Annotated in this window: 17 protein-coding genes; 6 read left to right on the plus strand and 11 right to left on the minus strand. The window is 36.1% G+C overall.

Annotation, left to right across the window (positions count from 1 at the left end; all coding sequences use genetic code 11):
• Window positions 1-54: 54 nt before the first annotated feature.
• From QZN33_RS03955 to metG, 3 genes are read right to left on the minus strand one after another with little or no spacing between them, the layout of a single operon-like run.
• Entirely contained in the window at window positions 55-519 is a 465-nt protein-coding gene (locus QZN33_RS03955) for a hypothetical protein (protein WP_296789651.1), read from the minus strand.
• 7 nt (window positions 520-526) lie between these two features.
• On the minus strand, window positions 527-2,104 hold the full coding sequence (locus QZN33_RS03960) for a DUF530 domain-containing protein (RefSeq protein ID WP_296789652.1): 1,578 nt from the start codon (window positions 2,102-2,104) through the stop codon (window positions 527-529).
• Between the two features lie 11 nt (window positions 2,105-2,115).
• Window positions 2,116-4,104, minus strand: coding sequence for a methionine--tRNA ligase (gene metG / locus QZN33_RS03965; protein WP_296789653.1), 1,989 nt, complete (start codon window positions 4,102-4,104; stop codon window positions 2,116-2,118).
• Between the two features lie 201 nt (window positions 4,105-4,305).
• Between metG and priL the strand changes: the two genes are divergently transcribed.
• Window positions 4,306-5,640, plus strand: coding sequence for a DNA primase large subunit PriL (priL, locus tag QZN33_RS03970; RefSeq protein WP_296789654.1), 1,335 nt, complete (start codon window positions 4,306-4,308; stop codon window positions 5,638-5,640).
• A gap of 421 nt (window positions 5,641-6,061) precedes the next feature.
• On the opposite strand, the gene QZN33_RS03975 is transcribed toward priL, so the two are convergent.
• Window positions 6,062-6,577: a hypothetical protein gene (locus QZN33_RS03975; RefSeq protein WP_296789655.1), complete on the minus strand. Its 516-nt coding sequence runs from the start codon at window positions 6,575-6,577 to the stop codon at window positions 6,062-6,064.
• A gap of 87 nt (window positions 6,578-6,664) precedes the next feature.
• Between QZN33_RS03975 and priS the strand changes: the two genes are divergently transcribed.
• The gene (gene priS, locus QZN33_RS03980) at window positions 6,665-7,642 is read left to right on the plus strand and encodes a DNA primase catalytic subunit PriS (protein WP_296789656.1); all 978 of its coding nucleotides are present in this window, start codon (window positions 6,665-6,667) and stop codon (window positions 7,640-7,642) included.
• 1 nt (window position 7,643) lies between these two features.
• On the plus strand, window positions 7,644-7,901 hold the full coding sequence (locus QZN33_RS03985) for a hypothetical protein (protein ID WP_296789657.1): 258 nt from the start codon (window positions 7,644-7,646) through the stop codon (window positions 7,899-7,901).
• Between the two features lie 2 nt (window positions 7,902-7,903).
• Here QZN33_RS03985 and QZN33_RS03990 read toward each other — a convergent pair whose 3' ends face one another.
• Together QZN33_RS03990 and cofH are read right to left on the minus strand one after the other, a co-directional pair.
• Entirely contained in the window at window positions 7,904-8,476 is a 573-nt protein-coding gene (locus tag QZN33_RS03990; protein ID WP_296789658.1) for a thymidylate kinase, read from the minus strand.
• Window positions 8,477-8,492: 16 nt separating this feature from the next.
• Window positions 8,493-9,635 (minus strand): 5-amino-6-(D-ribitylamino)uracil--L-tyrosine 4-hydroxyphenyl transferase CofH, encoded by a 1,143-nt coding sequence (gene cofH / locus QZN33_RS03995; protein WP_296789659.1) that lies wholly within the window; start codon window positions 9,633-9,635, stop codon window positions 8,493-8,495.
• Between the two features lie 181 nt (window positions 9,636-9,816).
• Between cofH and comD the strand changes: the two genes are divergently transcribed.
• From comD to QZN33_RS04010, 3 genes are all read left to right on the plus strand, one after another.
• A complete protein-coding gene (gene comD, locus QZN33_RS04000) occupies window positions 9,817-10,308 on the plus strand; it encodes a sulfopyruvate decarboxylase subunit alpha (RefSeq protein WP_394347043.1) in 492 nt (163 codons plus the stop codon).
• Window positions 10,309-10,312: 4 nt separating this feature from the next.
• Window positions 10,313-10,852 (plus strand): sulfopyruvate decarboxylase subunit beta, encoded by a 540-nt coding sequence (comE, locus tag QZN33_RS04005; protein WP_296789661.1) that lies wholly within the window; start codon window positions 10,313-10,315, stop codon window positions 10,850-10,852.
• 155 nt (window positions 10,853-11,007) lie between these two features.
• Window positions 11,008-11,283, plus strand: coding sequence for an ArsR family transcriptional regulator (locus QZN33_RS04010; RefSeq protein WP_296789662.1), 276 nt, complete (start codon window positions 11,008-11,010; stop codon window positions 11,281-11,283).
• A gap of 212 nt (window positions 11,284-11,495) precedes the next feature.
• Here the strand turns inward: QZN33_RS04010 and hdrA are convergent, their stop codons facing one another.
• Genes hdrA through comA form a run of 5 tightly spaced genes read right to left on the minus strand, consistent with a single transcriptional unit; the run spans window position 11,496 to window position 17,388 of the window.
• Window positions 11,496-13,802, minus strand: coding sequence for a ferredoxin:CoB-CoM heterodisulfide reductase subunit HdrA (hdrA, locus tag QZN33_RS04015; RefSeq protein WP_296789663.1), 2,307 nt, complete (start codon window positions 13,800-13,802; stop codon window positions 11,496-11,498).
• Window positions 13,799-14,740, minus strand: coding sequence for a ferredoxin:CoB-CoM heterodisulfide reductase subunit HdrB (gene hdrB / locus QZN33_RS04020; protein ID WP_296789664.1), 942 nt, complete (start codon window positions 14,738-14,740; stop codon window positions 13,799-13,801). The genes hdrA and hdrB overlap by 4 nt, the downstream gene beginning before the upstream one ends.
• Window positions 14,737-15,339 (minus strand): ferredoxin:CoB-CoM heterodisulfide reductase subunit HdrC, encoded by a 603-nt coding sequence (gene hdrC, locus QZN33_RS04025; RefSeq protein ID WP_296789665.1) that lies wholly within the window; start codon window positions 15,337-15,339, stop codon window positions 14,737-14,739. Before hdrC ends, hdrB begins: the two co-directional genes overlap by 4 nt.
• Window positions 15,340-15,352: 13 nt before the next feature.
• The gene (locus tag QZN33_RS04030; RefSeq protein ID WP_296789666.1) at window positions 15,353-16,606 is read right to left on the minus strand and encodes a methanogenesis marker 16 metalloprotein; all 1,254 of its coding nucleotides are present in this window, start codon (window positions 16,604-16,606) and stop codon (window positions 15,353-15,355) included.
• Window positions 16,607-16,617: 11 nt separating this feature from the next.
• Window positions 16,618-17,388 carry a phosphosulfolactate synthase gene (gene comA / locus QZN33_RS04035; protein ID WP_296789667.1) on the minus strand — a complete coding sequence of 257 codons (771 nt, stop codon included), beginning with the start codon at window positions 17,386-17,388 and terminating at the stop codon, window positions 16,618-16,620.
• Between the last annotated feature and the right edge of the window lie 80 nt (window positions 17,389-17,468).

Raw genomic sequence — 17,468 nt, forward strand, 5'->3', positions numbered from 1 at the left:
GCAATCTTTTGATTGCTAAATTTTCTTTTTTTAAAAATATCAATTAAATAATTATTATTTTTTATTTAAAATATAATAAACACTTCTTAACGGAATATCCAGCTTTTTAGAAATTTCTTTTGCAGATAATCCTTCTTCTTTAAGGCTTTTAACCTCATCATGATTATTTTTACGTTTTCTGTTATCAAAATTAGCTTTGCTTTTTTTAAGCAAATAGTAAACACGGTTGAGAGTAATATCCAATCTTTCAGCTATCTCTTTAGGTTTAAATCCCTGATTTGACAATTCAAGAACTTCAAATTCAGCACCATTGCTTTTGGATTTTGCTCCCCAGTTGTATTTTTTAACAACTTCAATATCAAGCTGGCTTAACGCATCAATATATGTCTGTGAAGTTCTTTTATAGACACTTGGCGAACAGGTTATCTCACTTAAATTGGGAAATTCTTCTATCAGCTCCACAATCATTGAAGATGAGAGAGCCTTAGTTATATGAATTGTAGTTACGTCTTCATCCATATAATCACTATTTTTTGATTAAATCAAGGAATTTTTTGGATTTGTCGCTTTTCGGATTTCTAATCTGGTCAATGTGTTTGATTTCCTTTTTGATTTTGGATTCATTTACATTGAATGCATTGCTTATTTCTTCAAGTTCAATGTCTGAGTTCTGATGAACCAGCGCAGCCCCTAAAGCAACCTGATTGAATTTGATATTGGAATTTCTTGACTGCTTTTCAAACTTGAACTTTTCATACAGCAGCAGATCCATTTCATGTACTGGGATGATTTTAATATCTGTAAAATTATTTAAGGTTTCAATTACCTTGGTGTAGGTTGTCTGGAAAACCTTTCTCTGTTCACGGTCAAGTTCAACACGAATATACGGGAAGGGTCCAAGAACGATTTTACGGGAATTATTGGATGTTGTCATATAATACCTGAAGATATCCCACATTATTATTGCTGAGGCAATATTTTTAAAGGCATTCTTAAAAATTGACTCCCGTATTTTCAAGTCACGGCTTAATGACCTTTTGATATTACCGAATCTGTCGACATAGTTCAATTTTTGGAATTCCTTTTGAATCTGTGACTGTCTCCATTCCTCAATTGCATTTTGGTCGTATTTATCAATAAAATCAGGTGTCTGGTTTTCATATTCTGCAATAATTTCAAAGTATCTGTTCATACGTTTAAAATCTGTAAGTCTTCTTTTAAGGATATCATCTTTAATTTCGCCGATTATTGATTCGGCGTATTTGACATATGCCAGCGCCAGTGCGGTTCTTGCATGCTTGTCATCTATGATTGCAGGTTTTGTTCTGTGGAATCTCAGGGTTTCAATCCTAACGTTTCTGCCGTACTGACGTCTAACTTCCTCTTCGTAATTGTTGACATAATCAGAACCAAGAGAAACGTTTTTTCTAATTAAACGATTGTTTTTGTCCCTGAATCTTATGACCAGAGAAATTGTCTTAACAACACCTTTACGTTCCTGTTTAAGTAAATTCAGAACCTGTTTAAAAGATTCTCTGCCGTATGATGACAGTTCACTCATCAAAACCATATAATTTCCGGATAACGGCAGATAAGGTATAATCTGCAGGCGGTGAGTGGCTTCCTTGTTGACTTTAAATGTAAATCCCTGAGATGAACAGGTACATTTTCCGTCAATCTGACCGTATTCGTCAATTGAATATTTCTTGTAGCAGTTGTTGCATTTTACATATCCGAACTGCTCAAGGTTTCCGATTGCAATTTTATGTGAATCAATAGCTGATTTGACCCTATCCAGAATGTTCTTTTTTGAGTTGGCTTTCATTCTGAATATCTGGTTGTGACGGCTGTTTTCACCAACCTCTTCAAGAGACACTTCGGAAACTGATTTTGTTCCGTATCTTGAAAGTGATGTAAAGGGAGTGGTGTATCCCTGTGCATCCATATCGTCTTTAAGGTTTTGCAAATAGTTTAATCTGTCGACTAGCTTAAAGTAAAGACTTTTGAAATTGTCAAAATCTTCAATATCATTTAAGATGATTGAATCATTTGCAATTTCTTTCAGATAGTTCTCGGCTTTATTTACCAGGACAGATTCTTCCATTTAAATCAATTTTATTGTATTCTTTCACCGACTTCAGCGTTTTCATCAGGTGTGAGAAGTGCTCCGGAAGCTCCAGTTGCTAAAATCATACCTTCAGATAATGTTCCGAAGAGTTTTGCAGGCTGGAGGTTAGCGACTACACATACTTTTCTTCCGATGAGTTCTTCTGCATCATAGAATTTTGCAAGTCCTGCAACGATTTGTCTAGGTTTTTCTTCACCTAAATCCACCTGCAATTTTAATAATTTGTCGGATTTTTCGATTTTTTCCGCTTCTTTAACTTCACCTATTTTTATTACGAATTCATCAAATTGATCAATAGTTACTAAATCACTCATAGTTTCATCCTCATTTTCTTTTAAGTTTTCCTTAAGTTTAGCCTTTTGGGCTTCAATTTCTTTATCTTCAATCTTTTTGAATAATGGTTTGGCTTTGTTTATTTCATGACCGGTCGGCAATGGAATTTTAGCATCCTCCCAGTTGTCCAAAGTGCCGAGATTCATAATCTCAGCAATCTTGTCCGCTTTTGTTGGAAGGAAAGGTTTGAGCATGTAGGCCAGAGTTTTTGCCAGCTGATTGGATAAGTATAAACAGTTTGCCGCTTTTACTTTGTCTTCTTTTACGGCTTTCCATGGTTCTGCATCGTTGAAATATTTGTTTCCTTTTTTAGCTACTTTAAATATTTCAAGGAGTGCTTCTCTGAATTCATAGTTTGCTATGTATTCACCGGCTTTGTCAGGCAGCTCTTCAATAGCAGCTCTGAACTCTTCATCCTCTTCAGTAGGATTTGTGTATTCAGGGATTTTGCTTTCAAACTGTTTTTTGGTGAAAACAAATGTCCTGTGAAGGAAGTTTCCGATAACATCTGCCAGTTCGTCGTTGTTTCTTCTCTGGAAGTCATCCCATGAAAAGTCTGAATCCTTGTTTAGAGGAGCGTTAATTGTCAGGTAGTATCTGAGCAAATCAGGTTCATAGTCTTTTACAAAATCAGCTATCCATATGACCCAGTTTTTACTTGTTGACATCTTTTCTCCTTCAAGGGATAAAAATTCACCTGCATAAATCATGTCAGGCAGTTTGCATCCGTATGCTTTTAAAAGTCCCGGCCAGAATATTGAGTGGTGGTAGATGATGTCCTTACCGATAAAGTGAACGACATAGTCATTCCAGTATTCTTCCCATTTCCTGCCGGATACGTGTGACCATTGTGATGCTGATGAGATGTAACCCAGGAATGCTTCAATCCAGACGTATAATACTTTACCTTTTGCTTCATCAAGAGGTACCGGAATACCCCAATCCATATCACGAGTTAAAATCCAGTCGGTTAATCCTTCTTCAAGCCAGTTTGACGCATAGTTTTTAACGTTTGCCGGAAGATTTTCATTATTGTTGATGTATTCTTTTAACTCATCCTCCAGTTCGGACAGCTTGAATGCATACTGGAATGTATCCCTGATGACAGGTGTTGTTCCACATGTAATACAGTGAGGTTCGTCAAGTTCAGTCGGGTTTAGAGCTTTACCGCATTTTTCACAGTGGTCTCCGCGAGCTTCTGAACCGCATACAGGACATAATCCTTCAACATATCTGTCCGGAAGGAATTTGTTACAGTTCGGACAGTACAGCTGCTGTATATCCTCCCTGTAGATATATCCGTCATCGTATAATTTTTTAAAGAAATTTTTAGCAATTTCATAGTGAGCTTCATCTGTAGTTCTTGTAAAATTATCTAAAGAAATGTTCATTGATTCTACATCGCTGACAATCATGTCATGATATCTTTTGGAAATTTCAATAGGTTTTTTATTCTCTTTATCTGCCTTAACTGCAATTGGAGTTCCATGTTCATCAGTAGCACAAACCATCAGCACGTCATTTCCAATCATCCTGTTGTATCTTGCATAGATGTCTGCAGGCAAATATGTAGAACGGATATGGCCTAAATGACATGGACCATTTGCATAAGGAAGTGCACATGAAATAAAAATTTTTGACATTTAACTTTTCTCCTTAATTATTTTAAACATGATATAATTATGTCATTTATATATAATAAAGTATTATTTTTAACAGTGTTATATGCTCATGAAATGAACTTTTTAAAAATAATGGAAAACAAGCCGAATTTTCAAACAGAAAACAATATTGCTTTTTAAAATGAGTTAGCTATTTAATAGATGAAATAAAAAGTTAAAATCATGGCTGAAGTTTCATATATCAACCCATTGTCAAATGAGGGAAGACAAATTGTTAGACAATACGGTGATTTAAACCAGATTTTTGAAGAAGACGAATCACTGATAGATACCATTATCCACACCACAAACCAGAGAATTTCTGACGATTCCCTGATTCCAAAATCATATGCAGATTATGCTATAAAGCGCATGCAGTGGGCTATTGAAAAAAAGAACAACAAAAATTACACACAGGCAGAATTTGAATTTCTAACCAATTCAGATTTGTTTATGCAGGACGTTGTTATATTCCATATCCTGTGCCAGGCAATAGCTATACAGTTCAATACAGGTTCACGTGAAACAAGGCTTTTTGTTGAATCCCAAGGGACACTGATTTTAGAAAGACTTGCAAAAATACCTCCAATGTCAAGAGCGGAAATCATTGATGAGGTTTTGGATGAAGTAAAAGTTGACGGGTCAATCAACTGGAAATCCCTAAGGGACGTAGTTTCAACAAAAAAACTCAAATTAACAGATCTTCTTATTGACAACGGTGAAATAATTCTCCAGCAGGATGACTTTCTCGAACGTTTCAGCGACAAGTTTACAGACAGAAGCCCCGACAGAATGTATTCCATACTTATTGGAGACAGTGTTAAAGAACAGATTCTCTCAAGGCTGATTATGCAGAAAACAGAAGAATACATTGCAAGAATCAAGGAAATGTCTGCAAGAATAGAAATTCACCCTGCAATCATTGAAATTGGAGAGCAGCTCAAAGACTTCATACCTGAAGAAATCAGCAAATACAACCAGTATTATGCAGGAAGCGGAGGAATCTACGGAACTGTTCAGGCTGGAAAACTGAATCCTGACGCATTTCCACCATGTATTCAGGCAACTGTTGACGGAGTATCTTCAGGAGGCCGTAATGATGCGATTGTGCTCCTTTTAACATCCTTTGCATCATATGCAAGACTATATCCGAGAATTTTCGCATCAGATGAAAGTGTTAAGGTATCTGATATGGATCCCGATTTAAGCATTACCGAAAATGAGATTTTACCATTGATTTTTGATGCTGCAGACAACTGTACACCACCTTTATTTGAAGATCAGCCGCAGGAAAAAATCAATATCATATCAAAACTGGGATTCGGAATGCATGACCGTGTAGACATCAACCACGAAGGAGAAACCAAATGGTATACTCCAATGAGCTGTGAGAAAATTAAGATACACCTTCCTCAGCTGTGCCATCCGGACAAGTCATGCAAAGGAATTAACAATCCTCTGTCATGTTATGGACGTAAGAAATTCCAGCTGGATAAGGAAGCCCCTAAAGAAGAATAATTTTTACAGTTCCTATCAATTTTAGAATTTCGGCTTCAATTTCACCGGCGTGCATGATGTAAAAACCATGCCAAATAAATCATCATAGCCACTAAAATCATGATAGTTTAAGGTATGAGTGCAATAATTATGAAACATTTATTCACAATTATTGATTGACATCTAATTTTAAGTATTTAATTATAGTTTTGGAAGGATGTCGTGGCAAATAATCATTAGAATTTTCAAAAAGCTTGCCCATCAAAGAAAAATAAACACTGAAAATAATTTTTCAGAATCAATAATATTGTCTATTTTATTTTAAAAAATATATAATCATATTGTTTTATATTGAAAAAAGCTTAAAAAGAGAATAATTTTAAAAAAAAAGAGTCTGTGAACTTTTAAAGCAACTAAAATTAAACTTAAAAAATCAAATTAATCAGATGCTTGAGTGTGAAAACTTAAAGGGATTGTGGTCTTCAAGAATAGCATCATAATACTTGTTTAATATTTTAGATTCCCACATGTTATAGTTAGCCTGCTCATTTTTTTCAAAATTATAGGCTAAAAGACCGATTTTACGTTCATGCTCGTCAATTCCTTTCATATCACAAAAATCAGATATAATATCAGGAATATATTCACAGGGATCATCGCTGCTGAACTCAAGAAACTCCTCATATTCATGAGATGAAAAAAGCTCCCGCTCATCAATCGGATATTCGCTGGACTTGATTGTAAACAGTTCAATATACATTTCAGTTACAAGATGAAGCTCATTCAAATCCACTCCAATACCGTAAACGTTACCTGTTTCAAGATTAACAATAGTATGACCTGTTTTGATGCCGGGCATCCAGTTGTCATAAGCAGGCTTTACAATTTCTTCCGGAGTCAGGGATGATAAAACTGTTTTTAAATGTTCAACACCTATAACTTCAACAAATTCTTCCATATGATTATATTATAAAACATAACTAATAAAAGTGTGCAAAATCACACTTAGCCAAATAATATATACTTTAAAAATAAACTATTAATCATGTTTTCTAAAGCTACAATTAAAGAGCGAAGGCAGTATTATCGTGAAGAATGGGACCCTTCAGACTTGCCGGAATTCATTGCCAAAGACATTAAAAAAAGGGAGTTCGGTTTTGACCATAACGGAAGAGGTCCTAACGACAGATACAAGGTGTTCAGAGGAACAGAATCTTTAAGAAAATTCCTCAGATATAAAGCGCCCTTTGCAGCATATATCTCTGTAGCTTTCTACAACAATCCAAGAAGAAGGGAAGACTGGCTTAAGGCCGAATACATTTTCGATGTTGATGCAAAAGACATCCCAATCAGGTCATGCCAGTGCGACGGAGTCTGTGAAACCTGCCTCGGTGAAGCTTTAGAAATAGTAAACTCCCTTATTGACACACTGGAAAGTGACCTGGATTTAAAAAACATTCATCTGATATATTCCGGAAGAGGATACCACATCAGAATTTTAGATGACGAGATGATGCTTGCAAACAGTGAACTTCGCTCAGAAGTCCTCAAATATGTTGCAGGCGCTGAAGTTCCAAAGTCCCAGTTCATCAACTCCGAAATTTCAAACAAGAGCTTTAACTTCGAGCATTTCTCAATTCCTATAGGCTATTCCAAGATATTTACAGATAAGGTAAAGTTCAACGTTCAGCATCTGGTCGGCAATGAAAAACTGGACGGAATCAATCCCAAACTGATGAAAGACATCATGGCATCAAGATACCACCTTGAAGAGGATAACTGGGGACTGTTCAAAAGAGATATAGGTCCAAGAAGATATAAAAACTTCGTTGAAGCTATGGCTCGTGTCAATCTTTCAACAATTGACGCTAAAGTATCTATAGATTTGAAAAGGATTTTAAGGCTTCCTTCATCACTTCACTCAAAAGTCAGCATGAAATGTATGGAAGTTAAAAACAGGGAAACATTCGATCCCTTTGACAAAGCAGTTCCTAAATTTGTTTATGAAAGAAAAGGTGTATAACATGGATAAGGTTTTAAGAGAAATTTTAAGAAAAAACGAATATTTTGAAGAGATAAATGAAAACAGATTTGTACCTGAATATCTGGGACTTATCGTTAACGGAATTGTTGTCTATCATGTCAACTGGATTGATATTGTTGATAAGGAACTTATTTTCATGCACAAGGACATTCAGACTCATCCAATAGTTTCAGTTGTCCTTGAAAATCTTAATTCAATGATGATAATTACCAGTGACGGCATAAAAGAAATATTATAGTTTTAATCAGTCTGGAAGCATTTGGTAATGATTTTTTCGGAAATCACTTCAGGAGCATCGTCAGCAGGAACAACGTTCCAGTTATATGTGAACTTCTGTGATTTCTGACGGTTTTCCCTTAGTGAATCTATATTTTCAAACATTTCAGTTTCTTCATTACGTGCACCTATACGTCTTAGGGACTCTTCAGGAGTAATGTCCAAAAAGAACATGCAGTCTGAGGTTGGAAGAACAAAAGCCACAATCTTATATACGATAGTGTTTATAACTTCCGGAAGATACATTACGGCTAAAATGTATCTTGAAAATATCACCACATCAACGTCCTTGTTATAATAATACATTTGAACTGAGCGAATTGCATCGAGTCCAAAATAAACAGTAGCTTTAATTTTATTAAATTTTCCAGTTTTTAGAAGTGCCTGTTTTGATTTTCTGCCGAATTTATTATCACTGCATGGATGAGATCTGACAATGACATCTCGGCCTTTCTTCTTATAGGCTTCAGCAAGAAGATTAACCTGCGTATCTTTACCAGAACCATCCAGTCCGTCAATAACAATAAATTTCCTCATAACATCACAAAAAACTTTATTTTGAAGGCATTTCTATACCTTTTTGAATTGGGTAAAACTCAGTATATTTGGAATTTCTCTCAATAGGATTTCTACCTAAATCTTCAACCATGCGAGCTAAAGTACCAATAGAGGCTTCAACTCCATCAGGAGCTCCTGAAGCTTCTGACAATTCATCTCCACCTAAAGTACCTCCAAGGTCATTGGCACCTGCAGTTAAAGAAACCTGTGCAAATCTGTATCCCATTTTTACCCATGACACCTGGATGTTTGGAATCAGGTCTCTGAGCATCAGTCTTGAAACTGCATATAGCTTTAAATCCTGAGTTCCTGTAGCTCCAAGGTCTGATTGTCCTTCCAAAAAGATTGGAGAGTACTCATGCATAAATGTCATAGGGATAAATTCTGTAAATCCGTGAGTTTCTTCCTGAATTTGTCTGATAATATCAATATGTTCTACTCTTTCTTCCAATGTTTCCACATGACCGTACATTATTGTTGCCGAACCCGGAATTCCTACTTCATGAGCTGTTTTGACTATATCAACCCATTCACTTACGCTTACCTTTTCAGGACAGATCAGATCTCTTGAACGGTCTGTAAGAATTTCAGCCGCTGTTCCTGGAAGTGTGTCCAGTCCTGCATCCCTCAGACGTTCACATCCTTCAGCAATGTCCAAACCTGACACAATGCAAGCGTCGTTAATCATTGTCGGTGAAAATCCGTGAATCATTACATCAGGATATTCCCCTTTAAGCAATGTGAGAAGATGTTCATAATATTCAATATCCGCATCCGGAAGCACTCCTCCCATAACGCAGAACTCATGAGCTCCCTTATCAACTGCTCCCTGAGCCTTTTCAAGAATCTGTTCGTCGTTTAAAATATATGCTTCAGGATCATTTGCATCTTTTCCGAATGCACAAAATCCGCATCTGACGGTACATATGTTTGTAAAATTGATATTGCAGTTGTTGATGAATGTTACTTTGTCCCCAACGATTTTCTGTCTAAGATAATCAGCGGTTGCAAGAAGAGGATATAAATCTGAACCTTGAATGTTCATCAAATGATTTGCTTCTTCAACACTGATGGGTTCGTCTAACGATTTGGTCAAAATCTTTTCTGTTTTAGAAGAAATTGGTAGTTTATCAAACATGATTGTATATAAGTTAAAAGGTAAATAAAAAGGTTACTATAAATTAAAATTAATGTATAAAAATGTGCATTAATTAAACTGAAAAAATACAATTAATATTCATATAAACTAAAAATCAATTAAAAAAACTAAATTAAATACATTTTTATAATATTAACATTATATGTTAAGATGTGATACTATGGATAGTAGCGAAGCTATTTATAATGGACTTAAAGATGCAGGAATTGACTTTATTGTAAGCGTTCCATGCGTCAATCTATCAAAATTACTGAATATGATTGATGAAGACGAAGAAATAACTCATATTCCGGTAACCAGAGAGGAAGAAGGTATCGGAATATGTGCCGGAGCATATCTCGGAGGCAAAAGAACAGCAATTCTAATGCAGAATTCAGGGCTTGGAAACTCCATTAATGCATTAAAATCACTTATGGAACTGTATGAATTCCCATTAATTATGATAATGAGCCATAGAGGAACAGAAGGCGAAAACATCTGCGGACAGATCCCTATGGGAGAGTCAACACCACTGATTTTAGAGGCAATGGACTTTAACTTTTTTAAACCTTCAAATCCTGATGCCGCATATGTGGACGTTAGAAATTCCTGGGAACTTTCAGTTGAAGACGGAAAACCAGTCAGCATATTGCTGGAGATTAAATATTGGTGATAATATGGCAAGATTTGAAGCAATTTATGAAATAATGGAATATATCGATGATGAAATTGTTGTCTGCAATATCGGATTTCCTTCAAGAGAACTCTATGAAATCAACGACAGGCCTAAAAACTTTTACATGATCGGTTCAATGGGTCTTGCATCATCAATCGGTTTCGGACTTGCACTGGCAAAACCTGACGAGAAAGTTGTCGTTATTGACGGAGACGGATCTCTTTTGATGAATATGGGTTCACTTGTAACAATCTTTGCAAATAATCCGCAGAATTTAACATGGATTGTTATTGACAATGGTGCATACGGTTCAACAGGAAATCAGGACACTTACGCTCAAAAGTTAGATTTGGTTGAAATTGCAAAAAGCGTTGGTTTTAAAAACAGTTTTAACTTTAATGATATTAATTTAAAAGACATTATAAATAGCGATGACGCAAGTTTTATTGTTTATGAAACCGAAGCTGGAAATTCATCTGCACCGATTATTGACCTTGAACCGGTTGAAATCAAAAAACGATTCATGGATGCTATTGAATAATTTCAATAGCTATTACTCTTTTTTTACACTTCATTCTACTTTAATCAATCTATTTTAAGATATTATCAATTTTTGCGTAATATATTTCAATTATTAGGCTAAATAATGTTTTTAGACACATAATTTTATTAAAAATTAAATTAAACAATAAATGTATGGAAAAACAAGTATTTTTTAATAAGCTAGGATATGTTAAAGTATCCACATCAAGAACAAAAATCCTGAAAAGTTTAGAAAACAGTATAAAATTACCTTCAGAAATTGCAAAAGAAACTCGATTAGGAAATACTCAAGTATCTAACGGCCTATCCGACCTGAAAAAGGAAAATTTAGTAGTTTGCCTTAATGAAGAATTAAAAAAAGGACGGCTTTATCAGATTACCGATGAAGGCAGAAAAATCGTTCAGTATTTAAATAATGACATGAAATAATCAAACTTTTCACAAAATTATTTTTTAGGGCATAAAAAAGCCCTATTTTAAATTTTTTAAAAAAAATAGGCAATAAACTAGTTTTAGTGAGATTTAGAAAATAATAATTACTAGATTATCACCCATAGATTATATGTTTAAACCAATATATAATTAAATTAAAGCAAAGCATTTAGCTAAATCGATGAGAGAAAAATAATTTAAAAAAATTATTATTCCGATTCATCCAGTTCTGCAATTCTTTTATCAAAGTCAGTTAATTTACGGGCAAGTCCTGAGAAGTATGGAATATATACTTTTGAGAATGTAATCCTTTCAGGATCCTCTCCCATCTCTTCAATTCTGTTTTTAACCCCCTGAATTTTACGTTCAACTTCATCGTACATCAAATCACCCGGAAACTCACCTATGAATACTCCGTCAGCACCGTTGTCAAGTGCATAGCGGATGTGTTTTGGTCTTACACGGTTTACTGAAATGACTTTGATGATATGAATAGATTCAGGATAGGAAAGCCTGTTAACACCAATATTGTCAGCAGCAGTATAACCGATATTGTCTAAAAATACCAGAATCATACGTTCGCCTTTTTGTTTTTTGGACAGTACCCCGTTGATTGTTGCCATAATCTTTTCATCGATATTACCGTTTACAGTAATGGCTCTCTGGCTGCATCCGACAAGACATTTGCCGCATCCAGTACAGCTCATAGGATCAATGTAGATTTCATCATTTTGAACACTCATTGATTTGTATTTGCAGCGTTTGATGCATTCACCACATAACGTACATTTTTCATTGTCAATTTCTGCAATGAACGGTTCAATTTCCACACCACCGTAATTGTATTCGGATACTTTTGATGCAGCCGCCGTTGCCTGCATAATTGAGTCTGTGATGTCTTTAGGGTCCTGTGCTGTTCCGCAGACAAATATTCCCTGAACATCAGTAGCTACCGGCTTGATTTTTGGATGTGACTCCTTGATAAAACCGTCTTCTGTTGTTCCTATATTGAGGATTTCGGCAATTTCGCGAGTACCTGAAGAGGGTTCCATTGCTGTTGAAAGAACTACCATATCTGCTTCGATTTCAACAAATTCACCTTTCAGAGTATCTTCTGTTCTGACAATGAAATTGTCCCCTTTTCTGACAACTTCACCAGGTCTTCCTCTTAAGAATCTCACTTCATTTTCCTGAGTGTGCTTGTAGTATTTTTCAAACATTCCAGGAGTTCTCACATCAGTGTAACATATTAAAACGTCAGTATCGGGATATTTATGCTTTATGATGTTGGCATTTTTCAGGGCTACTGTACAGCATATTTTTGAGCAGTATTTGTGTCCGTCTGGCTTTTCATCACGGGATCCTACACACTGTATCATTACGACACGTTTTGGAACTTCACCATTTGCTTTTAGAAGTTTTCCTTTTGTAGGTCCGTTTACACCAGTTATACGTCCCAGTTCAGACTGGGTTATGACATCATCGTATCTTGTGTAACCATATTCCGGACGTTTTTCCATATCAAACAGCTTATGGCCTGTTGCAACAATGATTGAACCGACCTGAAGAGGAATCCTTTCAGGTTTTCCTCTAAGTTTAATAGCTCTCATGTTACATGCCTTTACACAGTTGCTGCATTTAGTACAGTTTTCCATATCAATGACATATGATTCTGGATATGACTGACCAAATGGTCTGTAAATCGCTTTTCTTAATGAAAGATTATCATTCCAGTCATTTGGAACTTCAACTTCACATACTTCGGCACATTTGCCGCAGGCGATACATTTTTCTGTATCAACATATCTTGGAGATTTCTCCAAAATCAGATTGTACGTTCCAGCTCTTCTTTCGGATTCTATAACTTTGGTATTTGTCAAAACCTCAATATTGTCATTCCATACAAGTTCATTCAGTATCGGATTTAAAAGACACATTCCGCACTCTTCTGCAATTTTAACAGGTGAGAAAACCTTACCTATTTTTGCCATGTGCCCGCCGATTGAAGGAGACTGTTCTATTAAAGTTACTTTTGTTCCCTGCTTTGCAAGTGATAATGCGGCATTCATTCCTGCAATTCCGCCGCCGATGACTGCAACTTCATCAGGAGTCTGGCAGTAAATAGGGTCAACCGCATCGGACTGTTTTACCTTTTCTATTGATGCATTGATTAATGTTATGGCCTTGTGGGTTGCTTTCTTTTTATCAGAGTGTACCCATGAGCACTGTTCTCTGATATTTGCCATGTCCATAAGATAGGGGTTTAGAGGTTTTACATAATCCTGAAATGTCTTTTCATGACTGATTGGTGAGCATGCTGCAACAACTACCCTGTCAAGGTCATGGTCAAATATTGCATCACGGATAATCTTACGTCCGTTGAGTGAACATAAATTTTCAAACTGTCCTATAAATTCAACATCCAGGGATGCTCTTACTTCATCCAGATCAATTATATCTGCTATATTTCCTCCGCACTCACATAAAAACACGCCAACTTTTAAATCATCTCTCATTTTTCAACCTCCTTCAAGTCCTTTATAATTGAATCTATCGCTACGGTATGTGCCTTGACACCGATGACCTTATCAAAATCACCACCCATTGCAAGAGCAATGAACTGTGCAATGTTCAAATGAATAGCCTTAAATTTTCTGCCTTCCCTTTCAGCTATCAGATGCTGATATCTGTCAAACTGAATATGACAGTTAGGACAAAGATGAACAAGAATATCAACATCCTCATCACAGATTGCATTCATCTTATCAGCTGTAGCTGTAAATGACAAATCAGGATTGGAATATCGCTGTCTGAATCCTGTTCCGCAGGTAGCTCTTTTGTGATCATACCATCCAATAGTTCTGCATCCGCATTCCTCAATTATTTCATCCATAATGTTGGGATCCCTTACTCCACCGATAGTATCTTCATAATGCACCTTACAGTAATGACATCCGTGATGGGTTGCTATTGTATAATCACTTAAATCATATTTAATATGCTTTTTAATCTCATCCTTTTTATTATAGATGATATCAACTACATGAAATATGTTTTCAGTCGGTTTAAGGTCATCCTTTTCATATTTTAAGTGTGAAAGACCATTTTCATCAAACAGCCGATTGATGTGATTTCGCAACTCATCCTTTTTGTTTAACAGCTTTACGGATTTCTTGTTGATTGCATAGCATGTTGCACACATCATTACAAGATTTAGCCTTCCCATATCTTTTGCAATCCTGAAATTCCTTGCACCGATTGCTGAGGTATCAATCTGGTTGAATACATCAGAATAATGTCCCAGTCCTGTACAGCAGGTCTGTTTTTCAGATATTGCATAGTCAATTCCCAGTTTATCAAAAACAAATTTTGTAGATGCTTCAACGCCAGGATATTCAACGCTTACAAGACAGCTTCTGAAAAGAAGGATATCTTTATCTGGAACGTTTTTCATGGTTTATCCTCCTCACTCTCTCTTATCTTATCTATTTTTGCCTTAAAACCAGTTATTGTCAGTATTGTACTTACCTCATCAATGACTTCCTTGGAAGGCATCAGCGGAGGGTCAAGTTCCAGCTCATTTCTTATTTCATCAAGGTTCTGTCTGAACTGCCACCAGCCCGGAACATCCCTGTCGATGTCCGGGAAAAACCTCTCAGGAATAGCTCCGATGGCCGCTGTAAAGTAGGAATCTGCAAATCCCAGATATTCATAAAGTTTTTCATAACAGTTTCCGTTTTCAATTGTAATCTGTTTTAGAATCTGATTTACTTCACAGACGCTGTTTCCAACAGGGCATACGCTGTGACATGTATAACAGTAAAAGCAGTTCCATATATTGTCATCTTCCAAAATTGTTTCATCACCATCGAGAACCCTTTCTATGATTTCTCGAGGATTATAATCCGAATGTCTTGCAGCAGGACATGTTGATGTGCACATTCCGCACTGCACACACTTTAAAACACCTTCATCCTTTGAGTTTTTAACATCATTGATTATTTCTTCTGCAAAATCAATCGGAGAGTCTGTAATTTTTTGTTGGGTAGACATATTACCACCTGTTTTACAATTTAAACTCTTTATTTTCAATCATTTTCTTTAATTTTAATGATAATTTGTTTCCTCTTAACCTGTCTGACTGTCTGCATATAATAGGAATATTGACATCTTTGCCGTTTATGTTTAAATCAACGCTTCCTGTGTTCATGTCAAATGCATTATTTTCACAGTAATTTGCACACATTCCGCATCCGTAGCAGTATGCAAGATTCATTCTCTGGTTTTTGAATGCATTTGTAGGACATATTTTTTCGACTACACAGTTTTCACAGCCTGAACATCTATTCCTGTCATACTGCGGTCTTAAGTCATAATCTCCCCAAAGTTCAGCATAATTGGTTTCATCCAGCGGCAGGTGACGTCCTTTAATGTCAGCTACAGGAATGTCAACCATTTCATCGCGAACTAAAAGATTATTATATATCTCCTCATTTAAAACTGGAATCGGAATTGCTACAGTATCATAGATTTCTCCACCCTGACCTGTCTTAAATCCGCCTATATAATAAGGGTCCATTTTACATAAATCCGCTGAAAGCATGAGGTTAGGTTTTTCAGGGCTTGACCTGGTACCGTCACCTAAAATATAACCCTGCGCCCCGTTGATTAAAACTTTTGAACCTTCCTTAATCACATTGTGAGGAATATCATTTTGAAGAGGGTTCAGGTCTCCGCAGCCTGAAAATGTCAGACCCCTCAGGTTTCCTTCCAGAGGTGTTGCTGCAAATATTGATGATACTGATTCGGGATTCGGATTTGTAAATGCAGTATAGTTTTTAAATGCCATACGGGCACCGATAAGCTGACCACGAGTGATATCCTCAAGCGTTATAGTGTTTTCTATTGTTTTTCCGTCTGCACTTTCAACCCTTACGTCAACTTCATGACCTTCAAGAAGTTCTTTTAGCAGAAATCCTCCGCCGTAGCTTTCATCATAAATTGAATGTGCAGTTCCGTGAAGAATAACATCAACTGAACCCAGCCATTCGTTCGGGCAAGGCCCTGCATAAGCAGGCACTCCGTTAATATAAACTTCAGATGCCCTTATGAATTCTCCGGGTTCAGAGATGATAAAGTTAAGGATTGCTGCTGTTCCACTCATTACGCCGCATGTTCCGCAGGTTACTACATCAACATCTTCAAAGCTTGGAGTGTCTCCTTTTTTTATGAGTTTTTTGAATTCCTCTGCAGTGTAGATGTTTGCTTCGCCTTTATCTATTTTTTCGTTTATTTCACTGATTGTTCTATTATTAGTCAATTTAGACACCCTTAAATTTTGCCTAAAGTATCTCCTCTCAATCCCTGCCTTAATGTTTCAAGAGAAGTTATGTCATCTGAGGAAATATTTCCCAAATTAACGGTATTTCCCAATTTTAAAATGAAAAAGACCTGCTGGTCTTTGTTTGGAGCTTCCCAAAGAATTTTACTGCCGTCAAAATTCTCAAGTATGTAATCTATTTCATCCTCTTTAGCGTTTCCGGACGGGTCAAATATTCCTATGTTTTTGCCGCCTTCCCTTGCCTCCACAATAACAAGAGAAGAACCTGCATCAAGTTCATCCTGCATATATTCGATTCTTTCATCCAATGTGAGCTCCTTATCCAAATCAGGATTTTTCTTACCCACTTCAGACAGTACTTCAAAGCCTTTTTCTTTGGCCATTTGAATGCATTTCAGTTTATCGCCGTGAGATATGGTAGTTGAACCGTCTGATATTTCAACGGCAGGAAAACCTAATTCATGAGCTTCAGCAAAAAACTCTTCAAGTTTATCTGCCATATAAGCCAGTTCAAATAGTGTTCCGCCAGTATAGGGAGTAATATCATGCTTTTTATACATTTCAACTTTAGCCTTGACTATTTCCCTATCATGTACAATAGAAGTTCCCCATCCGAATTTAAGATAGTCCACATAATCTCCGGAAATATTCATCAGGCTTTCTGCACTCTCAAGGCCAAGACCCTTGTCCAAAACCATTGTTATTCCACAATTTCTTGGTTTCGCTTCTCTCTTTTTTGATAAAAATTCAAATGATTTCAAAATATCACGCGTGTTAATTTTTATTATGTAATCTATAAATAATATGAAATTGTATATAAAAGTTTTTAACACTTTGCATT

It is taken from the genome of uncultured Methanobrevibacter sp. (assembly GCF_900314615.1).
GTDB lineage: Archaea > Methanobacteriota > Methanobacteria > Methanobacteriales > Methanobacteriaceae > Methanocatella.